Annotated in this window: 24 protein-coding genes and 2 tRNA genes; 3 read left to right on the top strand and 23 right to left on the bottom strand. The window is 43.4% G+C overall.

The features are described from left to right. Window positions 1–30: 30 nt before the first annotated feature. From AAHK14_RS04770 to AAHK14_RS04755, 4 genes are all read right to left on the bottom strand, one after another. The gene (locus tag AAHK14_RS04770) at window positions 31–630 is read right to left on the bottom strand and encodes an RDD family protein (RefSeq protein WP_227713189.1); all 600 of its coding nucleotides are present in this window, start codon (window positions 628–630) and stop codon (window positions 31–33) included. A 512-nt stretch (window positions 631–1,142) separates the two neighbouring features. Further along, a tRNA-Arg gene (locus tag AAHK14_RS04765) sits at window positions 1,143–1,219 on the bottom strand. Between the two features lie 104 nt (window positions 1,220–1,323). After that, window positions 1,324–1,413 (bottom strand) — tRNA-Ser (locus AAHK14_RS04760). A 275-nt stretch (window positions 1,414–1,688) separates the two neighbouring features. After that, entirely contained in the window at window positions 1,689–3,260 is a 1,572-nt protein-coding gene (locus AAHK14_RS04755; protein ID WP_065255936.1) for an AbgT family antimetabolite efflux transporter, read from the bottom strand. A gap of 590 nt (window positions 3,261–3,850) precedes the next feature. On the opposite strand from AAHK14_RS04755, the gene AAHK14_RS04750 reads away from it, so the two are divergent. Further along, window positions 3,851–4,033 carry a hypothetical protein gene (locus tag AAHK14_RS04750; protein ID WP_065255935.1) on the top strand — a complete coding sequence of 61 codons (183 nt, stop codon included), beginning with the start codon at window positions 3,851–3,853 and terminating at the stop codon, window positions 4,031–4,033. A 71-nt stretch (window positions 4,034–4,104) separates the two neighbouring features. Here AAHK14_RS04750 and AAHK14_RS04745 read toward each other — a convergent pair whose 3' ends face one another. The 19 genes from AAHK14_RS04745 to rpmH form a co-directional block, all read right to left on the bottom strand. Beyond that, on the bottom strand, window positions 4,105–4,716 hold the full coding sequence (locus AAHK14_RS04745) for a Sua5/YciO/YrdC/YwlC family protein (RefSeq protein WP_065255934.1): 612 nt from the start codon (window positions 4,714–4,716) through the stop codon (window positions 4,105–4,107). Beyond that, entirely contained in the window at window positions 4,703–5,860 is a 1,158-nt protein-coding gene (gene dprA / locus AAHK14_RS04740; RefSeq protein ID WP_065255933.1) for a DNA-processing protein DprA, read from the bottom strand. Before dprA ends, AAHK14_RS04745 begins: the two co-directional genes overlap by 14 nt. 115 nt (window positions 5,861–5,975) lie before the next feature. After that, complete coding sequence (locus AAHK14_RS04735) at window positions 5,976–7,067, bottom strand: LysM peptidoglycan-binding domain-containing protein (protein WP_083108435.1); 1,092 nt, start codon at window positions 7,065–7,067, stop codon at window positions 5,976–5,978. Window positions 7,068–7,389: 322 nt separating this feature from the next. Beyond that, entirely contained in the window at window positions 7,390–7,626 is a 237-nt protein-coding gene (locus AAHK14_RS04730; RefSeq protein WP_346818231.1) for a hypothetical protein, read from the bottom strand. Window positions 7,627–7,779: 153 nt separating this feature from the next. Next, a complete protein-coding gene (gene thrC, locus AAHK14_RS04725; RefSeq protein WP_065255930.1) occupies window positions 7,780–9,192 on the bottom strand; it encodes a threonine synthase in 1,413 nt (470 codons plus the stop codon). Window positions 9,193–9,216: 24 nt separating this feature from the next. Continuing rightward, entirely contained in the window at window positions 9,217–9,621 is a 405-nt protein-coding gene (locus AAHK14_RS04720) for a type II toxin-antitoxin system VapC family toxin (RefSeq protein ID WP_065255929.1), read from the bottom strand. A gap of 1 nt (window position 9,622) precedes the next feature. After that, entirely contained in the window at window positions 9,623–9,853 is a 231-nt protein-coding gene (locus AAHK14_RS04715; RefSeq protein ID WP_065255928.1) for a hypothetical protein, read from the bottom strand. Between the two features lie 152 nt (window positions 9,854–10,005). Continuing rightward, window positions 10,006–11,334, bottom strand: a complete 1,329-nt coding sequence (gene rsmB / locus AAHK14_RS04710) for a 16S rRNA (cytosine(967)-C(5))-methyltransferase RsmB (RefSeq protein ID WP_227514695.1) — start codon at window positions 11,332–11,334, stop codon at window positions 10,006–10,008. Between the two features lies 1 nt (window position 11,335). Beyond that, entirely contained in the window at window positions 11,336–12,337 is a 1,002-nt protein-coding gene (gene fmt / locus AAHK14_RS04705) for a methionyl-tRNA formyltransferase (RefSeq protein ID WP_065255926.1), read from the bottom strand. Window positions 12,338–12,427: 90 nt separating this feature from the next. Continuing rightward, the gene (locus AAHK14_RS04700) at window positions 12,428–13,090 is read right to left on the bottom strand and encodes a riboflavin synthase (RefSeq protein ID WP_065255925.1); all 663 of its coding nucleotides are present in this window, start codon (window positions 13,088–13,090) and stop codon (window positions 12,428–12,430) included. 681 nt (window positions 13,091–13,771) lie between these two features. After that, window positions 13,772–14,866, bottom strand: a complete 1,095-nt coding sequence (gene ribD, locus AAHK14_RS04695) for a bifunctional diaminohydroxyphosphoribosylaminopyrimidine deaminase/5-amino-6-(5-phosphoribosylamino)uracil reductase RibD (RefSeq protein ID WP_194092696.1) — start codon at window positions 14,864–14,866, stop codon at window positions 13,772–13,774. Between the two features lie 28 nt (window positions 14,867–14,894). Continuing rightward, window positions 14,895–15,383, bottom strand: a complete 489-nt coding sequence (nrdR, locus tag AAHK14_RS04690; protein WP_065255924.1) for a transcriptional regulator NrdR — start codon at window positions 15,381–15,383, stop codon at window positions 14,895–14,897. A 9-nt stretch (window positions 15,384–15,392) separates the two neighbouring features. Beyond that, window positions 15,393–16,898 carry a tRNA uridine-5-carboxymethylaminomethyl(34) synthesis GTPase MnmE gene (mnmE, locus tag AAHK14_RS04685; RefSeq protein ID WP_065255941.1) on the bottom strand — a complete coding sequence of 502 codons (1,506 nt, stop codon included), beginning with the start codon at window positions 16,896–16,898 and terminating at the stop codon, window positions 15,393–15,395. Between the two features lie 101 nt (window positions 16,899–16,999). Further along, on the bottom strand, window positions 17,000–18,658 hold the full coding sequence (yidC, locus tag AAHK14_RS04680; RefSeq protein ID WP_065255923.1) for a membrane protein insertase YidC: 1,659 nt from the start codon (window positions 18,656–18,658) through the stop codon (window positions 17,000–17,002). 159 nt (window positions 18,659–18,817) lie between these two features. Next, a complete protein-coding gene (gene yidD / locus AAHK14_RS04675) occupies window positions 18,818–19,132 on the bottom strand; it encodes a membrane protein insertion efficiency factor YidD (protein ID WP_065255922.1) in 315 nt (104 codons plus the stop codon). Continuing rightward, complete coding sequence (rnpA, locus tag AAHK14_RS04670) at window positions 19,126–19,539, bottom strand: ribonuclease P protein component (protein WP_065255921.1); 414 nt, start codon at window positions 19,537–19,539, stop codon at window positions 19,126–19,128. The genes yidD and rnpA overlap by 7 nt, the downstream gene beginning before the upstream one ends. A 162-nt stretch (window positions 19,540–19,701) precedes the next feature. Further along, window positions 19,702–20,622 carry an IS3 family transposase gene (locus AAHK14_RS04665; RefSeq protein ID WP_264753555.1) on the bottom strand — a complete coding sequence of 307 codons (921 nt, stop codon included), beginning with the start codon at window positions 20,620–20,622 and terminating at the stop codon, window positions 19,702–19,704. A 2-nt stretch (window positions 20,623–20,624) separates the two neighbouring features. After that, the gene (locus tag AAHK14_RS04660; protein ID WP_065256690.1) at window positions 20,625–21,161 is read right to left on the bottom strand and encodes a helix-turn-helix domain-containing protein; all 537 of its coding nucleotides are present in this window, start codon (window positions 21,159–21,161) and stop codon (window positions 20,625–20,627) included. Window positions 21,162–21,238: 77 nt separating this feature from the next. Beyond that, the gene (gene rpmH, locus AAHK14_RS04655; RefSeq protein ID WP_062500206.1) at window positions 21,239–21,373 is read right to left on the bottom strand and encodes a 50S ribosomal protein L34; all 135 of its coding nucleotides are present in this window, start codon (window positions 21,371–21,373) and stop codon (window positions 21,239–21,241) included. 58 nt (window positions 21,374–21,431) lie between these two features. On the opposite strand from rpmH, the gene AAHK14_RS04650 reads away from it, so the two are divergent. After that, the gene (locus AAHK14_RS04650) at window positions 21,432–21,692 is read left to right on the top strand and encodes a hypothetical protein (RefSeq protein WP_065256107.1); all 261 of its coding nucleotides are present in this window, start codon (window positions 21,432–21,434) and stop codon (window positions 21,690–21,692) included. 515 nt (window positions 21,693–22,207) lie between these two features. Continuing rightward, on the top strand, window positions 22,208–23,779 hold the full coding sequence (gene dnaA, locus AAHK14_RS04645) for a chromosomal replication initiator protein DnaA (protein WP_227514708.1): 1,572 nt from the start codon (window positions 22,208–22,210) through the stop codon (window positions 23,777–23,779). Window positions 23,780–23,782 lie beyond the last annotated feature (3 nt).

The following is a 23,782-nucleotide window of genomic DNA, read 5'->3' as shown; positions in this document are numbered from 1 at the left end:
AGACTGGGCGATTTTTAGATTTCTTGTTTATTAGGGAGTTTCTTGTTTTTTACGCCATGATTGCCATAGGCTTTCATGTTGGATTTTGGGAACTTTTAAGGTGATGGTGTTAGATAGCATGTCATGCACCGCAAGCCCCCGAGTATTGAACGCACAAAACAGATAATTAAACAAAAACCCCAGCATGGCACTCATCAGCACCGCCAGTCGTGAGCCGTGTAGCACCCCACCGATGGTCGCACAGAGTATGGGCAGTAGGCAGGCACTGATGATACGGCGAGTGCTTTGTACCCACGTCAGCAGATGTCCTGAACTATCCACTGTCTTTAATCGCCATGTCTGCATGCCGAGCGTCTGCCCTGATTTTCGCCAAAACAGTCCATAAAAACCTATCAAGGTCAGCACAAACAGCGGTGTCATGACCCCATTTTGATACCAAGTTGGCAATCTTTGGGCATGTGCCGAGTCTGTCCCCACTTCCATAAATAACAGCGTGCCGACCACCGCCCCAATCGTCCCCACCAAAAACAACATCGCCAATATCAACATACCGTCATACAACAGTGCCGTCACTCGCACCAAGGGCTTGGCGATGACAGGTAGCTCATCAGGGTTCACCTGCATGGGCATATCTTCGCTGTGTGTCTGTGATGGGCGGGGTTTTGGGATTTTATTTTTTTTAGCCATGATGATAAATAGAGTCAAAATAGGCTTTATTTTACCATGACTTTTGGGGTGTGTTGAACCTTTATGACACTTTTATGTGTTAAAGTTTTAGGGTGCGATTGTCATTAATACCATTTTATTGGCGTTTGACAAAATGTCACGCTTTCATCCGTCTTACATAAATGACTATTTGATACTTGATACTTCATTACTTAAAATGGTAACTTATTGATTATTTGATAATTATTTTTTGGGTCGTAGGAGTGAATTGCAATTCGCCCTTGATAAACCAATCATTTATACAAAGTTGAGAATGGCATACTTAATCTCAAAAGCTAAGCCAAGCCCTAAATTCATGCCACGCTAAACCATCAAATTATTTTTATAAATCCATTTGATAAATCCACACTAATCCATTTGATAAATCCACACAAACAAAAACACCAAAACTTAATCAAGTTTTGGTGTTCGGTATATGGCGCACCCGGAGAGATTCGAACTCCCGACCCCTTAGTTCGTAGCCAAGTGCTCTATCCAACTGAGCTACGGGTGCAGTACAACTGATGTGATTGTCAATCTTTACCACTCGTTGTGGTGGGCTATTATACATCAAAAATTTAGGATGTCAAGCCTTTTTTATTTATTTTTTAAAATAAATGGCGGTGACGGAGGGATTCGAACCCTCGATACAGTTTCCCGTATGCATCCTTAGCAGGGATGTGGTTTCAGCCACTCACCCACGTCACCGTTTTGATTGACAAATTTGTCAAAAGCTGTGGGCGATGATTATAGCAAAGTTTGGCAAAAATGCAAGGGTTTTTTATTTTTTTATGATAAATTTTTTAAAAAATATCAAAATCACCCCATTAAATTCATCAATTGCCATCAAATATCACCAAATGCCACCTTGATAAAACCCATATTGACAAATCAAAACGGAGGATTATCAGACAGTTTTAGCTTAGAATATCAAAAAATCCCTTGTTATAAAACAAGAGATTTAAGATTATCATAAGATAAGATTAGGGAGTATAATAGGTTGCAGCCCCAGGACCAACAGGCAAGCCCAAGGCAAACACCCAAATACAAAACAGCACCGTCCACCCCACCAAGAACAAGAGCGAGTACGGAATCATAAGCGACATGAGCGTGCCAACCCCTGTGTCTTTTTTGTAACGAATCGCCACCGCCATGATAAGCCCAAAGTAGCTCATCATCGGCGTGATGATGTTAGTACTGCTATCGCCGATACGATATGCCGCCTGAATCATCTCTGGCGCATAGCCTGTCAGCATGAGCATTGGCACAAAAATCGGTGCGGTAATTGCCCACTGAGCCGATGCCGAGCCGAGCATAAGATTGACAAAAGCACAAATCAAAATAAAGCCCACGAGCAACAAAGGTCCTGTCAGCCCAATGCCGTTTAGGAAGTTCGCTCCTGATACCGCCATGACCGAGCCGATGTTTGACCAATTAAAAAAGGCGGTAAACTGAGCGGCAAAGAACACCAGCACGATGTACATACTAAGCGAACTCATGGCAGCACTCATGGCATCCACCACGTCATCATTGGTCTTGATGGTGCCTGTAATCTTACCATACACAATCCCTGGAATGGCAAAGAACACAAAGATAAACACCACAATCCCATGCAAAAATGGCGAGCCTGCCACAAGTCCTGTCTCAGGATGTCTTAAAATCCCGTCCGCAGGCACAACAGTCCACGCCAGTAGCAAACAAAAAATCAGCATGGACACGCCCGACCAAATCAGTCCCTTCTTTTCTAGGGCAGTCAGTCGCTCCACCTTGCTATCAAGCACGCTTGGGTCATCGGCATCATCGGGGTTGTATTTACCCAAAGATGGCTCCACGATTTTTTCGGTAACAAAGTAGCCAATGCCACTCACCAAAAACGTGCTAATCGCCATAAAATACCAGTTGGCTTCTGCCCCCACGACATAATCAGGGTCAATAATGCGTGCCGCTTCTTGGCTGATGCCCGACAGTAGCGGATCCACCGTGCCAAGCAATAAGTTAGCACTATAACCGCCCGACACGCCTGCAAAAGCAGCGGCAAGTCCTGCCAATGGGTGTCTGCCCAATGAATGAAAAATCATCGCCGCCAGCGGAATCAGCACCACATAGCCAAGCTCTGATGCGGTGTTTGACATGATACCTGCAAAAACAATGACAAAAGTTACCATCTTTGGCGGGGCGTTCATGACAAGCCCCCGAAGAGCCGCCGAAATCATGCCTGAACGCTCAGCAATTCCCACCCCCAGCAAGGCGACAAGCACCGTCCCAAGTGGTATAAATCCTGTAAAGTTGGATACCAGATTTTCAACAATCTTAGCAAGTCCATCACCATTTAAGAGATTGACAACATAAATCATGCCATCTTCGCCACGCCCCTTAGCACCCTCTGGACGTGGATCAACCACCGACACGCCCATCATTGACAAAATGGCAGACGCTACAAGCAGAATGACCGACATCCATACAAATAAAATGGCAGGGTGTGGCAACAGATTGCCAAGCCATTCCACACCTCTTAAAAATCTCTGCATTTGAGAAGATATTGCTTTTTCTTGCATAACCTTTCCTTTTTAAAAAACCCAATAAAATGCAATCTTATCAAGTAGTTAGATAATAAATAAAAAGTACCATCATTTAGCACGATTGTTAAATCACAATTTAGTAATAAAAACAAACATTTTGGTACATATTGTATCAAAATGTTTGTTTCAAGTTTTTAAAATCTAAGATAAAATCACAGAAAAATTCATACTTTTAAACATGCTGATGAATCATGTCATCACAATCCCAAATCTGCGATGAATACTTAACTTTTGGATTACATTAGCTTACATTGTAATGACTTGTAAAATCAATGCTGTTGATGCTTAGTTTATGACATTTCATCTGTATTTTATTGCATAAGACCTGATATCAGCTAGAATAAGTTTAGTAAATCTCTTTCCAAACTAAAAATAAACCCTTATAAGTATTGGGGTTGAGGTTTTTAAAAATCCACAAAAATCGGGGTTTGGAAAGAAGTCTAATATCAATTTGTTTTGGTTTTAAATAAACGATGAGTTGATTTAAATCTTAATTTAAACACACTCATACCATGCTTAATCTATATCATTACCATCCACCCATCATTTAATCCATGGAGTATCTTATGTCTCAATCTCAATTTAACCTAACTGTTGCTGACCAAGCTGCCGCTGATGCTTTGGTTGCCAAAACCGAAAATATCGCTGGTGTTAAGTTTGTCAATATCAACGTTGAAAAAGGCACTGTGGTTGTCACTCACGGTGATGACTTTGATGAAGCTGCCTTTAAAGCCGCTGCTGGCATCTAAGCAGTCTGACTATTTTTAAAGTCAAAACCCTTTGTGTCATACAAAGGGTTTTTTTATGACTATCATCAAAACTACCGCACCACTTGCCCTGTATTGGCGTTAATGATTTGGCTGGGCTTGTCATAACCTAGGGTATCGCCAAGCAGATAACAGATACCATCACCAAAATATTCCCATGCCGTGTCAAAATCAGGGGCGGGGGCTTGCCCGCCAATATTACAACTGGTGGACACCAAAAAACCAAAAGGATTGTGATTATCAGCGGTGGCAAACAAATCACACAACTTGGCGATTTTGGCGTGATGTATCACCCGAATGGCAAGGTTCTCATGCTTGCCACGCACACACGGGGGGATATAAACCCCATCGGGAATATCAAACAGCCATGTACTCGCCTGCTGTCTGTCATCGACACACGCCCAGCTTTTGATGATGTCATCTTGGCGAGCCTTTGGTAGATTTTTTAAAAATACATCAATGTATGATTTGTCAGAAGTCAGTACAATCACGCCTTTTTCGGCAGGGCGTTGTTTTAGAGCAAGCAGTCTGTTTACCGCCTGCACATCAAAAGCATGACAGCCTAGCCCCCATACACTCTCTGTGGGATAAGCCAAAATCCTACCCTGCTTGACCCATTCATACGCCACATCAACGCTATCGGTGACATACTCACGCCCGCTCATAACGACCCCCAACCACCTTTACCACGCCAAGCATTTCAAGCTCCAACAAAGACGCCAGCAACGTCCCAACATCTAGTGCCGTCGCCATAACAAGCGTATCTAAGTCTGCGGGCTGACCAGAGAGCTTATCAAACACGCCTTGTAGATGAGATGGGATAACAACTGGTGCGGGTACAGGGGGTTTTTCATGAGTATTATCAAGTGCTAAGACACCCCGAGAGAAGGTTTTGGGCAGGGCATTATAACCTGTCACGCTCTCACTTAGCTCATCGATAATCTGACTGGGGTGGTAGATAAGGGTCGCCCCTTCACGAATGAGATGATGACAACCTTCGGCATTAACATTATCAATGGAGCTGGGCACGGCAAAGACTTGCTTGCCTTGTTCGGCGGTCAGGCGTGCAGTGATGAGTGAACCACTGGCAATGGCAGCTTCGGTGACCAGTGTGGCAAATGACAATCCTGCCACCAGACGGTTACGGCGTGGAAAGTTGTGCTTGGTGGCAGGTGTGGCAGGCAATAGCTCGCTGATGAGACAACCGCCATCATTGACAATCTGAGCATACAGAGCGTTGTGGTTCTTAGGATAGCACACATCAATGCCTGTTCCCATTACCCCAACTGTCTGCCCACGCCCACCTGACAACCCACCCAAATGTGCCGCCTTATCAACACCGCCTGCCAATCCGCTGGTCACAGTCAGCCCCTGATAAGCCAGATATTCTGCCATATTAAAAGTCATCTGATAGGCAAATTCGGTGGGCTGACGACTGCCGACGATTGCCACCTGCCTATCTGACAAGCGTGCCAAATCTCCACGATAAAACAGCACTGGTGGCGGGTCATACATCTGTCTTAGCATCTCAGGATAACGCTCATCATCCATCAAAAGCATCCCGTACGTCCCACGCCCTGCTTCGTCATGCAGTCTATCCACCATCGCCATAACATCATCAGCATCCTGCCATCTTTTGATGTGGGCATTATGCACACCAAGCTCTTGCCACGCCCCAAGCTCTGCTAACAGCGCCTGTTTTGCATCACCAAATTGTTCGGTCAATTTATAAAAGGCAGTCAAAGATGTGTTTACCACATACCACAAGGCAAGTGTGGCGGATGTCTCATTTAGTGATTGGTATCTCATAATCATTACTTGTTTTTATCTTAGATGGCATTATACCACCACCGCCTTTTTTGTAAAATTTCATTGACAAAATAAAATTGCCAATACAGTGTACTGGCAATTTGAAAATAAAAACTTACAGATAGTCAGGTGGCACCAACTGGTCACCTTTGTTAAGTGGCAACTCTGACGAGAGAACATAAGCATAGCTGATGTGGTCAAATACTTTAAATACCATGACTTGACCTGCTTTTTCGCTGGGCAGACGAACCGGCGTGTCGTTGTCATGAACATCACGCACTAATGCCCCTTTGCGATAGACATCAAGAACGTGACCCGCTCTTGCCCCTTGAGCAGCACCGATATTAATGGCAACCACGCTACCTTTGGCGGCACTACCAATACTGCCCATCACGCGAGCAATACCACCACCACGGGTCACTTCAGCAGGAGCAGGATAGAACACCAAAGGCAACTGGGTGTGAATCTCAGAGAATACACGGTCGCCTTCACGAATCTCAGTATCAAATGATTGGGTAATCTGAATGCTTGATACGCCATTACCTGCCACATCAGTCACGATACCACGAGCCACTTGGATGGCTTCTAACCCCATGACCGCACCAGTTCTTACGTCCACATAAGGCTCAGATTTGCGATAAACACCATAAGTCTGACCTAGGGTGAGTAGTGCACCTTTGACATAAATCTTATCGCCTGTTGCGGTGATGAGATTGCCTTTTTTAGATGCCAGTACATAAGGGGTCGTCTCAAAATCATCAGGGTTGACAATCACCGAACGGTCAAGCCAATGACGGATGTTTGATAATGGGATGGTAGGCACACTACCTTCTGATGAGTTAAGCTGTACAGGGGCATCATTGGCCGGTGTCTCTTGCATCTGACGTTCAATGCCTGCACAGCCTTCGCCTGTATCCACACCAACCAAAGTCTGACCCTTGATGATACACATGATAAGGATATCGCCGGGATAGATAAGGTGTGGGTTTTTGACTTGTTTGTTGGTCGCCCAAATCTCACGCCATCTGTGCGGTGCATTTAGGTATCTGCCAGAGATGTCCCACAACGTGTCGCCTTTTTTGACGGTGTAGCGGTTAGGGGCATCTGCTTTGATGGTTGGAGCAGGGTTATTTGCATGGGCTGATGACATCATCACACCACCGATCAGGCAAGCAGTCATCAGGCTTTTTAGGGCTGTTAGCTTCATATCATTATCCATTATTAAAGGCAACAAGTGTGTCTTTTTAGACATCAAAACACGAACTTGCTAAAATCTTGCTTAGCATACCACAAAATGTAAAAAAATATTAACTATTTTATCATTATTTGGCGGCAACTTTCCGACAAAAATACAACTTCTAAAAAAATTTAGCCAATCTGGCAGCAAGCCCATCTCGAACAAACTTTAAAAATCTAGACTGGCACACCTTACAAAGACTGCTCACACCTTACCATTGTCGCACTTAGGCAAGCTTTATCACACATCTCATGACAAACAGTGAACATCACGGCGTTTAATGGGTTTTAATTTAATCTGATTTTACCGCCAAACTCCAAAACCATATCTCATCATCTATCCAAGTTTGTTTTGGGTTGTGATACATCAAAATATCTTGAGCTATCATTTTATCAATGAGAGCATTGGTGATTTCTTGATAATCTTGATATAAGGACATATCGTCATCGTAATCATTGACAAAACAAATTTCATCACTTTTATTGTCATTAACATAACAGACAACCATTGCACTGGCGACATGATTCATCATTATCTCGCCAATTGTTGAAACAGGTAGATGACAAAAGCTTAATACCTGTTTCTTTGTATGGTTAATTAAATAAGACGTAGCAGACATAGTTTTTCAAATATAACTTTAAATAATCAAAAGCCATTTCATTTCTAAAATGGCTTTTTTATTTTACAACTTCACAAACTTCTCAATCTGCTCTTTAACCAGCTCCGCTTTATTATCAAGCACCACGACTTTTTGCGGTAGGCTTTCAATGTCTTTGGTATGATCAGGACGTGGAATGTCAATCTGCCCAACCGCCTCTATAATGGTCTCGGCAAATTTGGCAGGCAAGGCAGTCTCGGCAACGACAATCACTTCATCAGCCAGACGCACTTCACGGGCGACCTTAACACCGTCTGCCGTGTGCGGGTCTAGCAAATCCTTATCGCTCTGCCACACCGCCTTAATCGTGGCAATGCGGTCAGCGTGCGTGGATTTACCCGACACAAAGCCGTATTTGTCATTGGCATCATTTAATAAATGCGACAAATCAAATCCCTTACCGCTATTGACATCTTGCCACAGATTATTTAATTCATTACCATTTTTGCCAATGAGCAAATAAATAAACCGCTCAAAATTAGACGCTTTTGAAATGTCCATAGAAGGGCTTGACGTTACATAAGTCTCGCTTGCTTTTCTTGGAATGTATTTGCCTGTTTTAAAAAATTCATTTAATACATCATTTTCATTGGTCGCCACAATTAAGCGATGAATTGGCAATCCCATTTCACGGGCAATATGACCTGCACAGACATTACCAAAATTACCAGACGGCACGCAAAAACTTACCCACTCGTCATTATTATTGGTGGCATTAAAATAGCCTTTAAAATAATAAACAATTTGAGCCAAAATACGACCCCAGTTAATAGAATTAACCGTGCCAATTTGATATTTGTCTTTAAATGCTTTATCCTGCTGAATGGCTTTAACAATGTCTTGGCAATCATCAAACATACCGTCAATGGCGATATTGTGGATATTATCGTCCATAAGGCTATACATTTGAGCTCGCTGAAATTCGCTCATTTTGCCGTGTGGCGACATCATAAAGACATCAATATTATCTTTACCACGCAAGGCATATTCAGCAGCACTGCCTGTATCGCCAGACGTTGCTCCGATAATGGTTAGGCGTTTGTTTTTTTGTTTTAGGACATATTCAAAGGCATTGCCCAAAAATTGCATTGCCATATCTTTAAAAGCAAGCGTTACACCATTGGATAATTCCAAAATTTTAATGCCGTCTTTTAGCGTGCGAACAGGGGTAATCTCGTCCGTGCCAAAGGCGGTTTTGGTGTAGGTTTTGTCAATGAGTACCTTTAAATCATCGCTTGGAATATCGGTGGCAAATAGCGACATAATCTCAAAAGCAAGCTCGGTATAAGACAGCGAACGCCATTTATCCAAAGTCGCACGGTCAATCTGTGGGTAGGTTTCAGGGAGCATCAAACCGCCGTCAGGGGCAAGCCCCATAAGCAAAACATCGCTAAATTGCATGGGGGCGGTATTGCCACGAGTGCTGATATAGTTCATAAAAGTACCTTTTAAATTAAAAAATTATATTAAATCCAAACCAAACTTTTGATATTCATTGCACTTATCATCAATAGAAACCAATGTTAATTTATGATAAATACAATAATAAATCATAATTCTATCAAATGGGTCTTTGTGTTTTTCTACTTTTGGTAATTGATAAAAATTTGCCATAATATCATGATTAACTTGTATAATTTCAATACTCATTTTTATGGCAATATTAGGCAATTCTTTGGGCGATACGCCATTTAAATCCAATTTACCCAGATTATATTTAATGGAAATTTCCCAAAAACTGGTATTACAGATAAAAACTTGATTATTTTTATCTTCCAATAAACGTCTGATTTTATCATTGATTTTATTAGGATTAAAAACCAACCATAGAAAAATATGCGTATCTATAACGTACCGATTTTTCATGTTATAATCCCAATAGTTCTTCTTCGCTCATCTCCCAATCATCAGACAACTTAAAACTGCCTTTACCTTGATATAATCCAAATTGGCGTTTTTCTTGATTTGTTTTTGACCTGTTTTGATAATCAATCATATCCGCATACAAATAATCAAAAATACCTTGCTGTCTTTGGACTGGAATGGATTGTATATATTGAACAGCTTGTTCAATGGTTTGTATTGGCTTAATATCCATAACAACTCCTATTATTTATCAATCATAATACATCTGATATTTTTCTTCAAACACCTATCTGTCTAAATTGATATAATCTTGACAAATGATTTTGGCGGTTGGTTATCTATTTCATTAAACAAATAATGTTCATATTATCATTTATTTTGCCTTTAATCCACTTTTTGTAGCAACGCATAATAAAACCCGTCTCCGTCATCGTCATTTAACGGCAAACATTGATAACCCACCGTTTGCTTGATTTGATTGGGTAAGGTCAATTTAAATTCCACCGCTTTGGCGTTTGGCGTACTGGCAAGGAAATTTGTCATTTGATGTTCGTTTTCCACCTTTAACAAGGAGCAAGTAATATACAGCAAATACCCGCCCACCGCCAGATTTTGCCACAGATTTTGTAAAATTTCCGCTTGCAAGGCGACCGTTTGGGCGACATCTTGCTCGGTGCGAAGTAGGGCAATGTCAGGGTGTCGCCTGATGACCCCTGTGGCAGTACACGGAGCGTCAAGCACAATGACATCAAAGGGCGTATCCGTGCGATAGCTCGTGCCGTCCGCCCAAATCACGTCCGCCTTGCCCGCCAACCCCAAGCGAGCCAAGTTGTCATGCACATGATTTAGGCGTTTTTCGTCATTATCCAGTGCCGTGATATGTTCCACGTGAAACACATCGTTTGACAGTTCAAGCAGTTGGGCGAGTTTCCCCCCAGGGGCGGTGCAAGCGTCCAATAATCTTAGATTTTTGGATAGGTTTAACGCCTTTAAAATATGCCCACAAAGCTGGGCATGGCGGTCTTGCACACTCACAAAACCGTCTTGAAAATGCGGTAAAGATTGCACTTTTTGCGAAGTGGTCAGCTTAATCACACACTCATCCGCCACGCCAAGTGGTAGAATTTCATGGGCAATATCGGCAGAATTTAACAAATCGGCATAATATGTAAGCGTGCTAAATTTACCATTGACACGCAAAAATATCGGAGCAGACTTTCGCAAATTTTGCCCCAAATTTTCATAATATTCGCCCCAATCTTGCTTGAATTCTTTGGCAAGCCAATTAGGCAGACTGTGATTTTTATTTACCTTTTTGGCGAATTTTTCTTTTTTGTCTGCCACTTTTCGCAATATGGCGTTAATTAGCCCTACGCCATAATTTTTATTTAAAGATTTGACCGCATTTAATGTTTCGTTGATAATGGCATAATCAGGCGTGTTCATATATAAAAGTTCATACAAGCCCATATTTAAAGCACAGGTAATACCAATATCGGTTGGGGGCTGTTTTATCAAACTCTCACCAATGCGACTAATGGCGTGCCAATGGCGAAGCGTGCCTAATAATAATTCGTGGGCGAAGCCTTTTTCATTATCTTTGACGGCGTTTAATAAATCGTCCAATAATAATGCTAAGGATTGCCCTTGATTGATTTTTTCAAGGGTTAAAATAATATTGGCTCGGACGGGTAATTGTGGATTGATTTGCATATTATTGCCCATTGTCAGCGTAATTATCAAAAACTTGTCCGTCTTTTAATTTATCGCCCACCGCAATTTGTTCAGCAGTCAAAGGCTTACCCCCCGCCCATTGCATTTTTGTGATATTTATCAAATGCTTATCGCCATTTTCATCAGCACCGCACGCCACCAGCACCGCCTTTCGCCCCACACTCACAATCTTACCTGCCGTCTCGGTCGTGGTTTGGTCAGGCTTTATGGGCGTACATTCTAGCACCTTGATACGCTCGCCATTTAAAAAAGCAAACGCATTTAACGCACGGATTTGGCGATTGATTTGATGAGCGGAATTTTGCCAGTTGATTTGCCCTTCATCGGTGCTGATTTTTTCGGCATAATTGGCAAGGCGGTCATCTTGTGGCTCGGCATTAGCCTGATAAGTTGCCAAATCTTTTAGCACGGTTATCATCGCCACACCACCAAGCTCGGCAAGTTTGTCGTGAAGCGTTTGGGTCGTGTCGGTGTCGGTAATGTCGCAAGGAAGTTTGTAAAGCATATCGCCCGTGTCAAGCCCTTGATTCATCTGCATTATCGTAATGCCTGTGGTCGTATCGCCTGCCAAAATCGCCCGATGAATAGGAGCCGCGCCACGCCACCTAGGCAGTAGCGAGCCGTGAATGTTTAGGCAACCATAAGTCGGAGTATTTAGCACGCCAAGCGGTAAAATCAAGCCATACGCACACACAATCATCACATCAGGGCGATAATTGGCAAGTGTTTCACGTGAAACCTGTCCGTTTTCATGCTTTAAGCTAAAACTTATCGGCTGTTCCACAGGGATATTATGAGCAAGGGCAAGCTCTTTAACGGGGCTTGCGGTCAATTTTTGCCCACGTCCTGCCTTGCGGTCAGGCTGAGTATAAACCGCCACAATGTCAAGATTTAGCCCGTCTTGGCGGTCAATTAGGGCTTGTAAGGCGACTTTGGCAAATTCTGGTGTGCCTGCGAAAATTAGGCGTAATTTTTGGTTCATTTTTTACCTTTATATATATTTTTAAATTACCGCAATCCAATTTAATAACGTAAACGTAGGGACGTGCGTTAAATATTGAGTTCATTAAATCTACTTAAAAAACCCACTTTTTATCAACAACTCTTCGGTAATCCTGCTTTGTGGCGTGTCGGTTTTTGCCCCGATAAGCCGTTCCAAATACCGTGCCACCAAATCCACTTCAATGTTTACCGCTCGCCCCACCGTCCAATGCCGTGCGATGTTGGTCATCTCGGCAGTGTGCGGAATGATATTTAGGCAGACGATATTTTCAGACGGTTTTATGCGGTTGGTCGTCAGACTGATGCCGTCCACCGTGATTGAGCCTTTGTCGGCGGTGTATTTCATCAGCTCGGACGGTAGGGCGACTTCGATATAGACCGAGCGAGCGTCTTTGGCAATTTTGGCGATTTTGCCCACGCCGTCCACATGACCTGCCACGATATGCCCGCCAAAACGTGTGGTTGGAAGCATGGCTTTTTCTAGGTTGAGCGTGTCGCCCACTTTCCAAACATTTAGGGCGGAAATGGCTAATGTTTCACGTGAAACATCTACCGCATAGCTGTTGCCGTCTATCGCCACCACCGTCAGGCAAATGCCGTTGGACGCAATGGAATCGCCCAATTTGACATCGCCAAAATCCAAATCAGGAGCAGAAATGGTCAATCGCACATCGCCCCCCGTGGGCGTAATGGCGGTCAGCGTGCCTGTCGCCTCTATGATACCTGTAAACATGGCTTACCTTTTATGATTGGTTTTTTAAATGATTTAAAATTTCTTAATGATTTAAAAAACTAATCTATGATAATTTTATAAAAATCAATTACTTATCATAAACCTTTATTTGTTAAGTTGAATTTTATTTAATATTTAGGCTTTGGTTCAAAAAGTATGCTACAAGGAAAACCGTTCGTGGTGAGCTTGTCGAACCATAACGGTTTTCCTACCCTTCGACAAGCTCAGGGTGAACGGAAAACCTAGTTCAGCATACTTTTTTAGACTACCACCAATATTTAATCTTATGTGCCGTTGGCTTGCCATTTAACTTAGCTAAATACAATCATCGCAAACCTTTAACAAAACACCGTTCTTAATTCTTAATAGGCGAATGTAATTCACCCCTACAATCCACCCAAAACATCGCCAATTAACACCAATTAGCCTTGATAATCGACTGTGGATAACTTTTTAATCATTAACCCTTTACAAATAATCCGATTAACTTATCCACAACCTAAATATGTTTCATGTGGAACACGGTTAGTCGTTTTTGGTTTCACGTGGAACACTTTAAAATCAAGGCTTATGGCGTGCTATCAAACCCCATTTTGAATTAAAATCGTCAATTTTTAAAAAGTTTTCCACAGTTTCACGTGGAACATTTTTTGCCAAATTTTTGCTCAACTATTTAAGTAATCAAGCTGTGGATAAGTTTTTTGGGCGAAAAATCATCTTAACATCATCGCCAAGTCGTTCTACATCCACAAGCGTAAAATCTAGCTTATCCTGCAATCGCTCAAACTGCCCCCCAAACATCGGACGAGCAGTCGCTCCCAAAAGGCAAGGGGCTTGATAAATAATAAGCTCATCCACCAAATTTTGACTTAAAAAACTCGTGGCAAGCGTTGCCCCTGTCTCCACCAGTACATCGTGGCATTGATACTGTACCACAAGCGTTTTTAAAAGCGTAGGTAAATCATCTTGCCAAATTAGCGTATTAGGGTTTTTAAACACCGTAAAATCATCATCAAGCGACAACTTGCCCCGTCTATCCACCACCACGATTTTGGGCTGTGGTATGGCGGTTGTGCCGATATTATCAAGCTCCACATCGGGCAAACGCACATTTAGGGCAGGGTTGTCAGCGATAATCGTATTTGAGCCTGTAATAATCGCCCCACTTTTGGCACGCAAGTTTTGCACGTCTTTGCGAGATAATTCGCCCGTTATCCATTTAGACTGCCCATTTTGCATGGCAATGCGACCGTCCAAACTGATACCCATTTTTAGGCGGACAAAGGGCAAACCTGTCGCCATTGCCTTTAAAAAGCCTGCATTTAGCTCATACGCCTGTTTTTGGCACACCCCAAGCGATACCGATATGCCAGCATCTAGGAGCTTTTGTAAGCCACGCCCTGCCACCTGTGGATTGGGGTCGGCACACGCCACCACCACCCGAGCCACCCCTGAGCGAATCAGAGCGTCCGCACAAGGTGGTGTTTTGCCTGTATGACTGCACGGTTCTAGGGTAACATAGGCGGTTGCCCCCTTTGTGTCTTGACCGCTATTTTTGACATCAGTTAAGGCGAATACTTCGGCATGGGGATAGCCTGCTTTGGGGTGAAAACCCTTGCCTATTATTAAGTTATTCTTAACAATGACACAGCCCACCGCAGGATTGGGGCGAGTGGTAAATTCGCCTTTTTTGGCTTCATTTAATGCCATAAGCATGAATGTTTCATCATCAGGCAGGGCAGGGCTTAGGCGAGACTTGACACTATCAGACAACATATTGTCAGACCAAATATCAGCAAAACTATCACTCATGACCTTGTCCTTGTAGGTTATCATGACACACTTTGGGAGCGAAGTTTTCAAGCTCGGCTTTAAAGGCTTCTATGTCCTGAAAATCCCGATATACGCTGGCAAAACGCACATACGCCACATCGTCAATCGCCTTTAACTCCGCCATGACAATCTCGCCAAGCACCTTGCTGGATACTTCACGTTCGCCTGTTTGGCGTAGGCGTTGCTCTATTCGGTGTACGATTGTATCTATCTCGTCAATGCTCACAGGGCGTTTTTGCAGGGGCAATGCCATAGAACGGCGAAGTTTATTATAATCATAAGGCTCACGCAAGCCATTGCTTTTGATGATACGGGGCATGACCACTTCCATAACTTCAAAGGTGGTAAACCGCTCGCCACACTCGGTACATTGGCGACGACGGCGAACCTGCGACCCTTCAGCAGCAAGGCGTGAGTCAATCACTTTGGTGTCTATGGCACTACAAAACGGACAATGCACATCGCTCTCCTATTTTCCGATACAAAAACTTGAAAAAATCCGCCCAAGCAGTTCATCTGCCGTCATCTGCCCCGTAATCTCGCCCAATGCCGTTTGCGACAGCCTCAAACTCTCCGCCACCAGCTCCCCTGCCTGATAGACGACAAGCTGAGTGTGAGCGTCTGTGACGTGTGATTTGGCACGTTTTAGGGCATCAATGTGGCGAGTACGAGCGATGAGACTGTTCTCTGGCGGATGAAAGCCCACTTTGTCTTTTAATAAACCCACCAAGTCATCAAGCCCTTGCCCTGTGGTGCAAGAAACTCGGATTTGGCTGATTGTTTCACGTGGAACATTAGAATCATCTTGGTTGTTTAAGTTGTTTAAACTATTTTGTATGGTTTCACGTGGAACATTTTCGCCATTTTGGTTATCATTGTGGTTATTATTAGGGTTAAAATCAGCCATTGTTTCACGTGAAACATTGCCCAATAAATCGGCTTTATTGGCAATCATGACGAGCTTACGCTCAAAATTCTCCATGCCAATCTCATCAATGATATCGGCAAACAGCTCTTTGGCAAGGATAAATGGCTCGCTCTCACTACTCACATCATAGACAAACAGCAAAATATCGGCTTGTTTGACGGCAGATTTGGCACGGTCAATGCCGATTTTCTCCACCTTATCGGACGTATCTCGAAGCCCTGCGGTGTCGGTCAAATGCACGGTCAAGCCGTCCAGCACGAGCGTCTCGGACAGCGTATCTCGTGTCGTCCCTGCAATGTCGGTAACAATGGCACGCTCCACCCCTGCTAGGCGGTTTAGCAGACTTGATTTGCCAGCGTTAGGCTTACCTGCCAGCACCACCTGCACCCCGTCTCGCAAGAGCTGACCTTGTTTGGCGGTTACCAAAATGTCATCAATGGCACGCAAAATCTCATCAATTTTTGACTCAATCACCCCGTCCGACAAAAATTCCACGTCATCTTCATCAGGAAAATCAATGCTCGCTTCCACATACAGGCGGATATTGGCGATTTTCTCAGATAACTCATTGATTTTTTTGGAAAATTCCCCTGACAGCGAACGCATGGCACTGCTTGCCTGAGCGACACTCGTAGCAGAAATTGCATCCGCTATCGCTTCGGCTTGCACAAGGTCAATTTTGTCATTTTCAAAGGCACGCATTGAAAATTCCCCTGCGGTTGCCTGCTTTGCCCCAAGCTCAAAACAGCGAGCAAGGAGCAAGTTTTGCAAGACCATACCGCCATGCCCTTGGAGTTCCACCACGTCTTCGCCTGTGAACGAATGTGGGGCGTTAAAGTAGATGATGACCCCTTCATCGATAACCGCCCCCGTATTGTCCTTAAATTTGGCAAAATGGGCGTGGCGTGGGGTGAGAGTCGATTTGCCCGATATGGCACAGCCAATAGCGTGGGCGGTGCGACCTGATAAGCGAATCACGCCCACACCGCCTTGACCGATAGGGCTTGCTATGGCGACAATGGTGGGTTGTTGAGATAGAGTTGGCATAGTGGTAGTTGATAAAATTTTTGTCATTTTACCATTATTTAGCCAACTTTGCCCACAAAAAATCCGCCCAGATAGGCGGATTGGCTTGGGACTAATCATCATCAGTCGGACAACACTTTGACAGGTTTGTTGTAGGCTTTTTCAACTCGTTTATTGACAAACTGCTGATGAGCCATGCTAAATAGGTTGTTTACCGTCCAGTATAGCACCAAACCTGCGGGGAAAAACAGCATAAACACCCCGAAAATGAGTGGCATGATTTTCATCATCTTAGCCTGCATGGGGTCGGTGGGCTGTGGGTTTAGAAGTTGTTGAAAATACATGGTCGCCATCATGATAATCGGCAAAATAAACCACGGATCCATGGCGGACAAGTCTTTAATCCACAAAATCCAAGGGGCGTGGCGTAGCTCCACACTCTCCACCAAACACCAGTATAATCCCAAGAAAATCGGCATTTGTAGCAAAATCGGCAAACAGCCCGCCATCGGATTGACTTTTTCATCACGATACAACTGCATCATCGCCTGACTCATCGCCATGCGGTCATCACCGTGTTTTTCTTTTAGGGCTTCTAATTTGGGGGCAATGGCACGCATTTTTGCCATCGACACATAGCTTTTGTTGGATAGCCAAAACAGAGCAATTTTGACAATCAAAGTCAAGCCGACAATCGCCCAGCCCCAGTTGCCCAAGATTTTGTGCAAGGCTTCAAGGATTAGGAACATTGGCTTTGAGATTGGCCAAAATATGCCATAATCTACCGCTTTTTCAAGCCCTGTTGCCACCCCTGCCATCTCATCTTGCACCTTAGGGCCAGCATAGAGTGTGGCATCTATGGTCATTTGTTTGCCGGCAGGGACAACAACGGCAGGGCTATTAAAGCCGATAAAATGCTCGCCACCGCTTTCACGGGCATAAAATTGCCCATCAAAATTACCTGGTGTCCATGCCGAGACAAAGTAGTGCTGAACCACGCCCACCCAGCCATCACTGCTGACGGCGTTAAGCTCGCCACTGTTGAAGTCTTTGAATTTTAACTTATTATAAGGCTCACTTGGCACGCCCCACGCACCGCCCAGATAGGTTGCCATGCCCATCATGCCCTTATCATCAAGACCAGGGTCGGCAGAGCCATCACGTTTTAGCTGGGCGTACATATTGCCCTGCCACACCTTGTCGGACGCGTTATTGATGTTATACGCCACGTTAATGGGATACTCGCCGGCGTTAAAGGTGTAGGTTTTGGTAATGGTTACGCCGTCTTTTTCATGAATGAGTGGCACGGTTAGCACCGCCGTGCCTGCCATGTCATAGCTGGTTCTGGGGCTTTGATAAATGGCACGCCCTGCATTGGTGTCAATGCCGTCTTGCCCTGCCAGTCCCGACTGAGCGACATAGGTGCGACCCTGCTCACTCTCTAACAGCACAAAACGCTCGCTACTGCCAAGCGTGGCATCATATTGCTTCAACCCTGCATAAACGATGTCCCCACCCACAGGGTTAATCTTGATGTCATAGCGGTCGGTTGAGACGCTAATCAAGCCACTGCTGACATTTGGTGTCATCACAGGCGTGGCTCCGCCCACCACTGGCACATCGCCACCGCCGGCACTTGGCACATCACTTGCCCCTTGCACTGCCACAGGCTGTGTCGCTGTTACAGGCTTATTGGCATAATCATCTCGCCACGCCAACACGAGCAGATAAGACGTGATGAGCATGGCAATAATAATTAGGGTCCGTAAAATCTTTTGCATAAGTTTTAGCCTTTGCAATGTTTAAAATAGAAAACAAAATAGGCTATTTTACAATAAAATAACAAAAATTACCCCATTTTTTTGTAAATAAACCCAAGGATTATCACCAATTTTGGAATATCAATTTACTTAAAACACTGTAAAATCATTGGTAAACAATTATTTTACCAAATGGTTTTGACGAGCTTGATAAGAATGGCGGTCTTTTAAGGGGTAGCGGTGCAGAATCATCGCTGGCACAAAGGCGTAGCGGTATAACGGCACCGGCACAAAATCAATGCCCGAACCACCAAAAGGCTGACAAGACAACACTCTTTTAATAACAAGTATCAGAGCCTTTGGCGTGGTGTGGGTTGTTAAGGCGGTATGGGCATACGCCGAGCAAGTGGGGTAATAGCGACAGCGAGCAGGGACAAGCGGGCTGATTGCTTTTTGATAAAATCTGACAAGCCGTAGTAAAAGTTTGGTTAGCATGACTGATTAATTTTAGATAAATCGCTAGGAAACAGCATGGCTAATTTTTCAAAAATATGAATCAGCTCATCATGCAGGTCAGTCTCTTTTGTGTAGTTTTTCTTAACAATCAGCACCACGTCCACCGCCCCAAGCGTGGGGGCAGTATGGCGAAAGTATTCACGGGTAAGTTGTTTTAGGCGGTTACGCATGACCGCCAGTTTGACCTTTTTTTTGGTAATGGCAAGCCCTAAGCGGGCGTGCGTTTGCTCTGGCATGCCTGTTTGGACAAATAGGAGCAGATGCTCTGAGTGAATTTTTTTGATAGGATTATCAAACACCCGTTTAAAGTCATTGGGGCTAAGCAGACGCTGGGCTTTGGTAAAACAAAATGGCGGGGCAGGAGTAGCAGATTGTGGATTTGTCATGATAAAGCTATATTAAATCAGGCTATCATACAAGGCTTGGCGTGTTTCGTCAATGGCTTATCCGACTTACAATCATAAGCCAAAACATAAGCCAAAATTTGAGCAAATAAAAAGCACCCCAAAATTGAACCGACCCCCAAATCTTAGACATAAGATTAAAGGTTAGGTTGTTGCAAGTGGTTGTATTAACCCTAATTGGACTAAGTTTCTGTACTTAACAGGACTTAGTCCTTTTAATTTGCTCTTTATTCTATCATGATTGTAGTAGTGTATGTACTCATCAATCACTTGTTTAAGTTCATCTGTTGATGTAAATGTGGTTGTCTCATAAAATATCTCTTGTTTTAGCGTACCAAAGAAGCTCTCTATCACAGCATTATCCAAACAATTGCCTTTTCTTGACATGCTTTGGGTTAAGCCTTGTTCTTTTAGGGTTTGTTGATACTGGTGCATTTGATAGTGCCAGCCTTGGTCTGAATGAATGATGGGTTTGTCATCCATCTTTTCTTGGCTTAGCTTGGATAGGGCATCATTTAACATCTCTTTGACCAACTCATACGTTGGTCTGTCCTTCATCGTATAACTGACAATCTCACCATTAAACAAGTCGATGATGGGCGATAGGTAGAGTTTTCTTTGAATGACACTGCCATCATTTGCCTTGTCTTGTACTTTAAACTCTGTGATGTCTGTTGCCCACTTTTGATTGGGTTTGTCTGCTTTAAAGTCTCTTTTGAGTATATTGTCCTGAATGGTATCTTTGCCCATTGTGCCTTTGTAAGTATTAAACTTACGTTGACGACGAACCAATGCTTTGAGTCCAAGTTTAGCCATCAGTCGTTGCACTCGTTTATGATTAATGACCATGCCTTTTTGGGCAAGCTGATTGTTAAGCTCTGATGTGATTCTACGATAACCATACCTGCCCTTGTGTTGGTGGTAGATGTGGTTAATGTGTTCTTTTAAGTCAAGGTCTTTGTCAGGCTTTGTACTTTGACGAATGTGGTAATAAAACACACTTCTTGGCAAGTTTGACACTGCCAATAAGTCAGCAAGTTTGTGCTTATGCCTTAATTCTTGGATGATCAGGACTTGTTCTTTGTTTGTACTGATTGTTCCTTTTGACGAATTAAGGCATCTAGCTTTTTTAGATAGTCATTCTCTGCTCTAAGATAGGCAAGTTCATCAAGCAAATCATCCACACTTTTTTCGTGGTCTTGTTTGGTTTTCCAAGTTGATTTGGTTTTATTAGCGTTGTGTTTGTTTGACATTGCTTTTTTGCCTTTGGGTTTGGGTATTAGTCCCATTATACCAAAGGCTTGGTAGGACTTTAACCAAGTTGACAGTAAAGAAGGTTGTGGCAGATTAAGCTCTATGGCAAGTTGTGTAAGCGATTTGCCCTGTTGTATGGCTTGAACGGCATTAAGCTTAAAATCTGTGTCATAGACAGCCTTTGTGTGTCGTCTTTTTATGCCATCAATGCCATGTGCTTGATAGAGTTTAACCCATAGCTCTACGGTTGTGTGGTTTAGATTAAAGTGTTTGGCGGTTTGTTTGTAGCCATGATGATTAAGATAATACCCAATCACAGACAGTTTAAAGTCGGTTGTGTATTTTGCCATAAAAAGCACCCCAAAGGTTAGTGTGTCTAACTTTTGGGGTGCGGTTCAAAGAGTGCTTAGTTTTATAATCTATCAGATTATACGGTCAAACGATGACGACCTTTGGCACGACGGCGAGCTAGGACTTGACGACCGTTTTTGGTTGCCATACGAGCACGGAAACCGTGGGTGCGTTTGCGTTTTAGGTTAGATGGTTGGAATGTACGTTTCATGATAATTACCTTAAGGTTGTATCACAGGCTCTGCAGAAGCCATTTCTTGTGATGGATTATGTTTAACCAAACAGTTAAGCCATCAGACTTATATTTAGCTATCAGCCAATGTGGTCATGATGGATGTTTGGCGAAAAACCTACGGATTTTACTAAAAAAACATTCCCAAGTCAAGGTTTTTTACAATATTGTTTTTTCTATGGTGTTTGTGTTTGTCGTTGTTATGTCGCATGGATTAAGTGTTATCATTGAAAATGAGTTGGTTTTTAATATATTTTTAAAAATATTTTTAAAAAGTTATCCACAGATTTACCGCTGACTTATTTTTTATTTAAATATAAAAATAATAATAATAAAGGATTGGTATTTCTGTGGATAAGTAATAAAAATTTATTAAAATCATGTATTTATATTGTTGATAAACCTGTATATAACCTGTGGGTAAAATGTGAATAAGTTCTTTGTTTTAGTTATCCACAAACTTATCCACAAACTTATCCACAGAAAAATTATCGTTGAAAAATGTCAAATTTGTGGTATTATAGGCAAAAATTTAAGGGTGGGCAAGTTGGTATTTGATTAAAAATTAGTCAAATACCAAGAATTGCAGGATTTTTGCCCGATTTGTGTTTTAGTTATTTTTATTTTTTATTAAAAACTTATGGTTATGATTATTTTTAATTATAACTTTTGGTTTTTAATGATGTTTTAAGTGGGTGCAAGCACAACATGCAAACATGAAAAGGTGGGCAGGTTCGATGTTGGTTGGTCGCCTAAGTTTGTTTTAAGTTAAATTTATTATTTATCCAAGTTTGTTATTTGAGTTAATTTATCATGCAAAACATATCGCTGTTTGATGAAACCATGCCGGAACACCTACCGTCTGATAAGACGGATGTGGGCATGGATACAAATGTCAGTTATGATGCTAATTATAAGGGTGATGCCCCTGTCGTCGGCGATAAAGACTCGGCAGGTGTTGGAGTGGGCGATGATGGTGTGATTGGCGATGTTCAAAAACATGATGCCGATGCTGAGCTGTTTTGGCAGTCGTGCCTGTCTGAACTAAAACATGAGTTAAAAGAGAGCGAGCTGAACCAATGGCTACGCTCTTTGAAGCCTGTATTTGCGGATGAGACGCTGGTATTGTTCGCCATTAATGATGTGTTTATCCGCCGCATTGAGACGCATTATTATGACAAAATCTGTGCGGTGGTGACACGTCTGGCAGATGGTGGTGGTCGGCATGTGTCAAGTGTTGCCCTGCGGGTCATGCCCCTTGTGCCAAAAAGCGACAAGGTAGACAAAACTCCCAAAAAGCAAAAGCCCAAATCACCCAAAAAGCCGACGAGCATTGAAGAGAGCCAGCCCTTAGAAGAGCGGTTTACCTTTGAAAATTTTGTCAAGGGTAAGTCCAATGCACTGGCATATAACGCCTGCCAAGAGCTGACCAAAAACCTGACCGATAAAACCGCCAAGCATGACACGCATTTGTATTTTATCTACGGCTCATCAGGGCTGGGCAAGACCCATCTCATGCATGCGGTGGCTCACCGCTATGAACGTGCTGGGCTTTTGGTGTGTTATTTTAGCAAAGACCAGTTTTTTAAGGTGACCATTAATGCCCTGCGTGGGGGCGAGGGTGGGGCGGATTCTTTGCTTCGGCGGATTTGTCAGGCGGATTTGCTCATTGTTGATGACGTGCACATGATTAACAACAAAAACGGCCCGAAAGTCTCGCAGTTTTTGATGACGCTATTTGGCGAATTTACCAAAGGCGACAAACGGCTGATTTTGGCGTCTGACAGACCACCGTCACAAATGCAGGATTTTGACACACGCTTTTTGTCTCGCTTTGAGGGTGGGTTGTCGCTTGCCATCGAACCGCCTGACATTGAAATGCGTATGCAAATTTTGCAAAAAAAGGCGACGTTGCTTGGCATGGAACTACCCAAAGACTGTGCGATTTTTATGGCACAAAACATGCCCCCAGATGTTCGCCGATTAGAAGGGGCGTTAAACCAAGTGCGTGCCAATGCCCTGTTGGTGGGCGGTGAGGTAACACTCTCGCTGGTGCGTCATGCCATCAAAGACCGTATTGAGGCACGAGCAAGGGCGGTCAATGCAGAGAATATCCGTGACCTAGTGGCGGAGTATTATGGTGTGTCGGTCAAAGATTTGATTGGTAAAAAGCGGGCTCGCAACATCGCTCGTCCCCGTCAGATGGCGATGGCATTGGTGCGTGAGCTGACCCAAGATAGCTTTCCTGAGATAGGACAAGTGTTTGGCGGACGAGACCATACCACGGTCATGCATGCTTGTGAGAAAATTAGTGAACTGCGAGCCGAAGATTCATCGGTAGAAAAAGACTATCAGGCTTTGCTTGCCACGCTTGAATTTGCTTGATGG

Origin of the sequence: Moraxella sp. K1664, assembly GCF_039693965.1 — a bacterium.
Classification (GTDB): domain Bacteria; phylum Pseudomonadota; class Gammaproteobacteria; order Pseudomonadales; family Moraxellaceae; genus Moraxella.
Note: the sequence above shows the minus strand (reverse complement) of the source record. Positions and strands in the feature narration are given on the sequence as shown.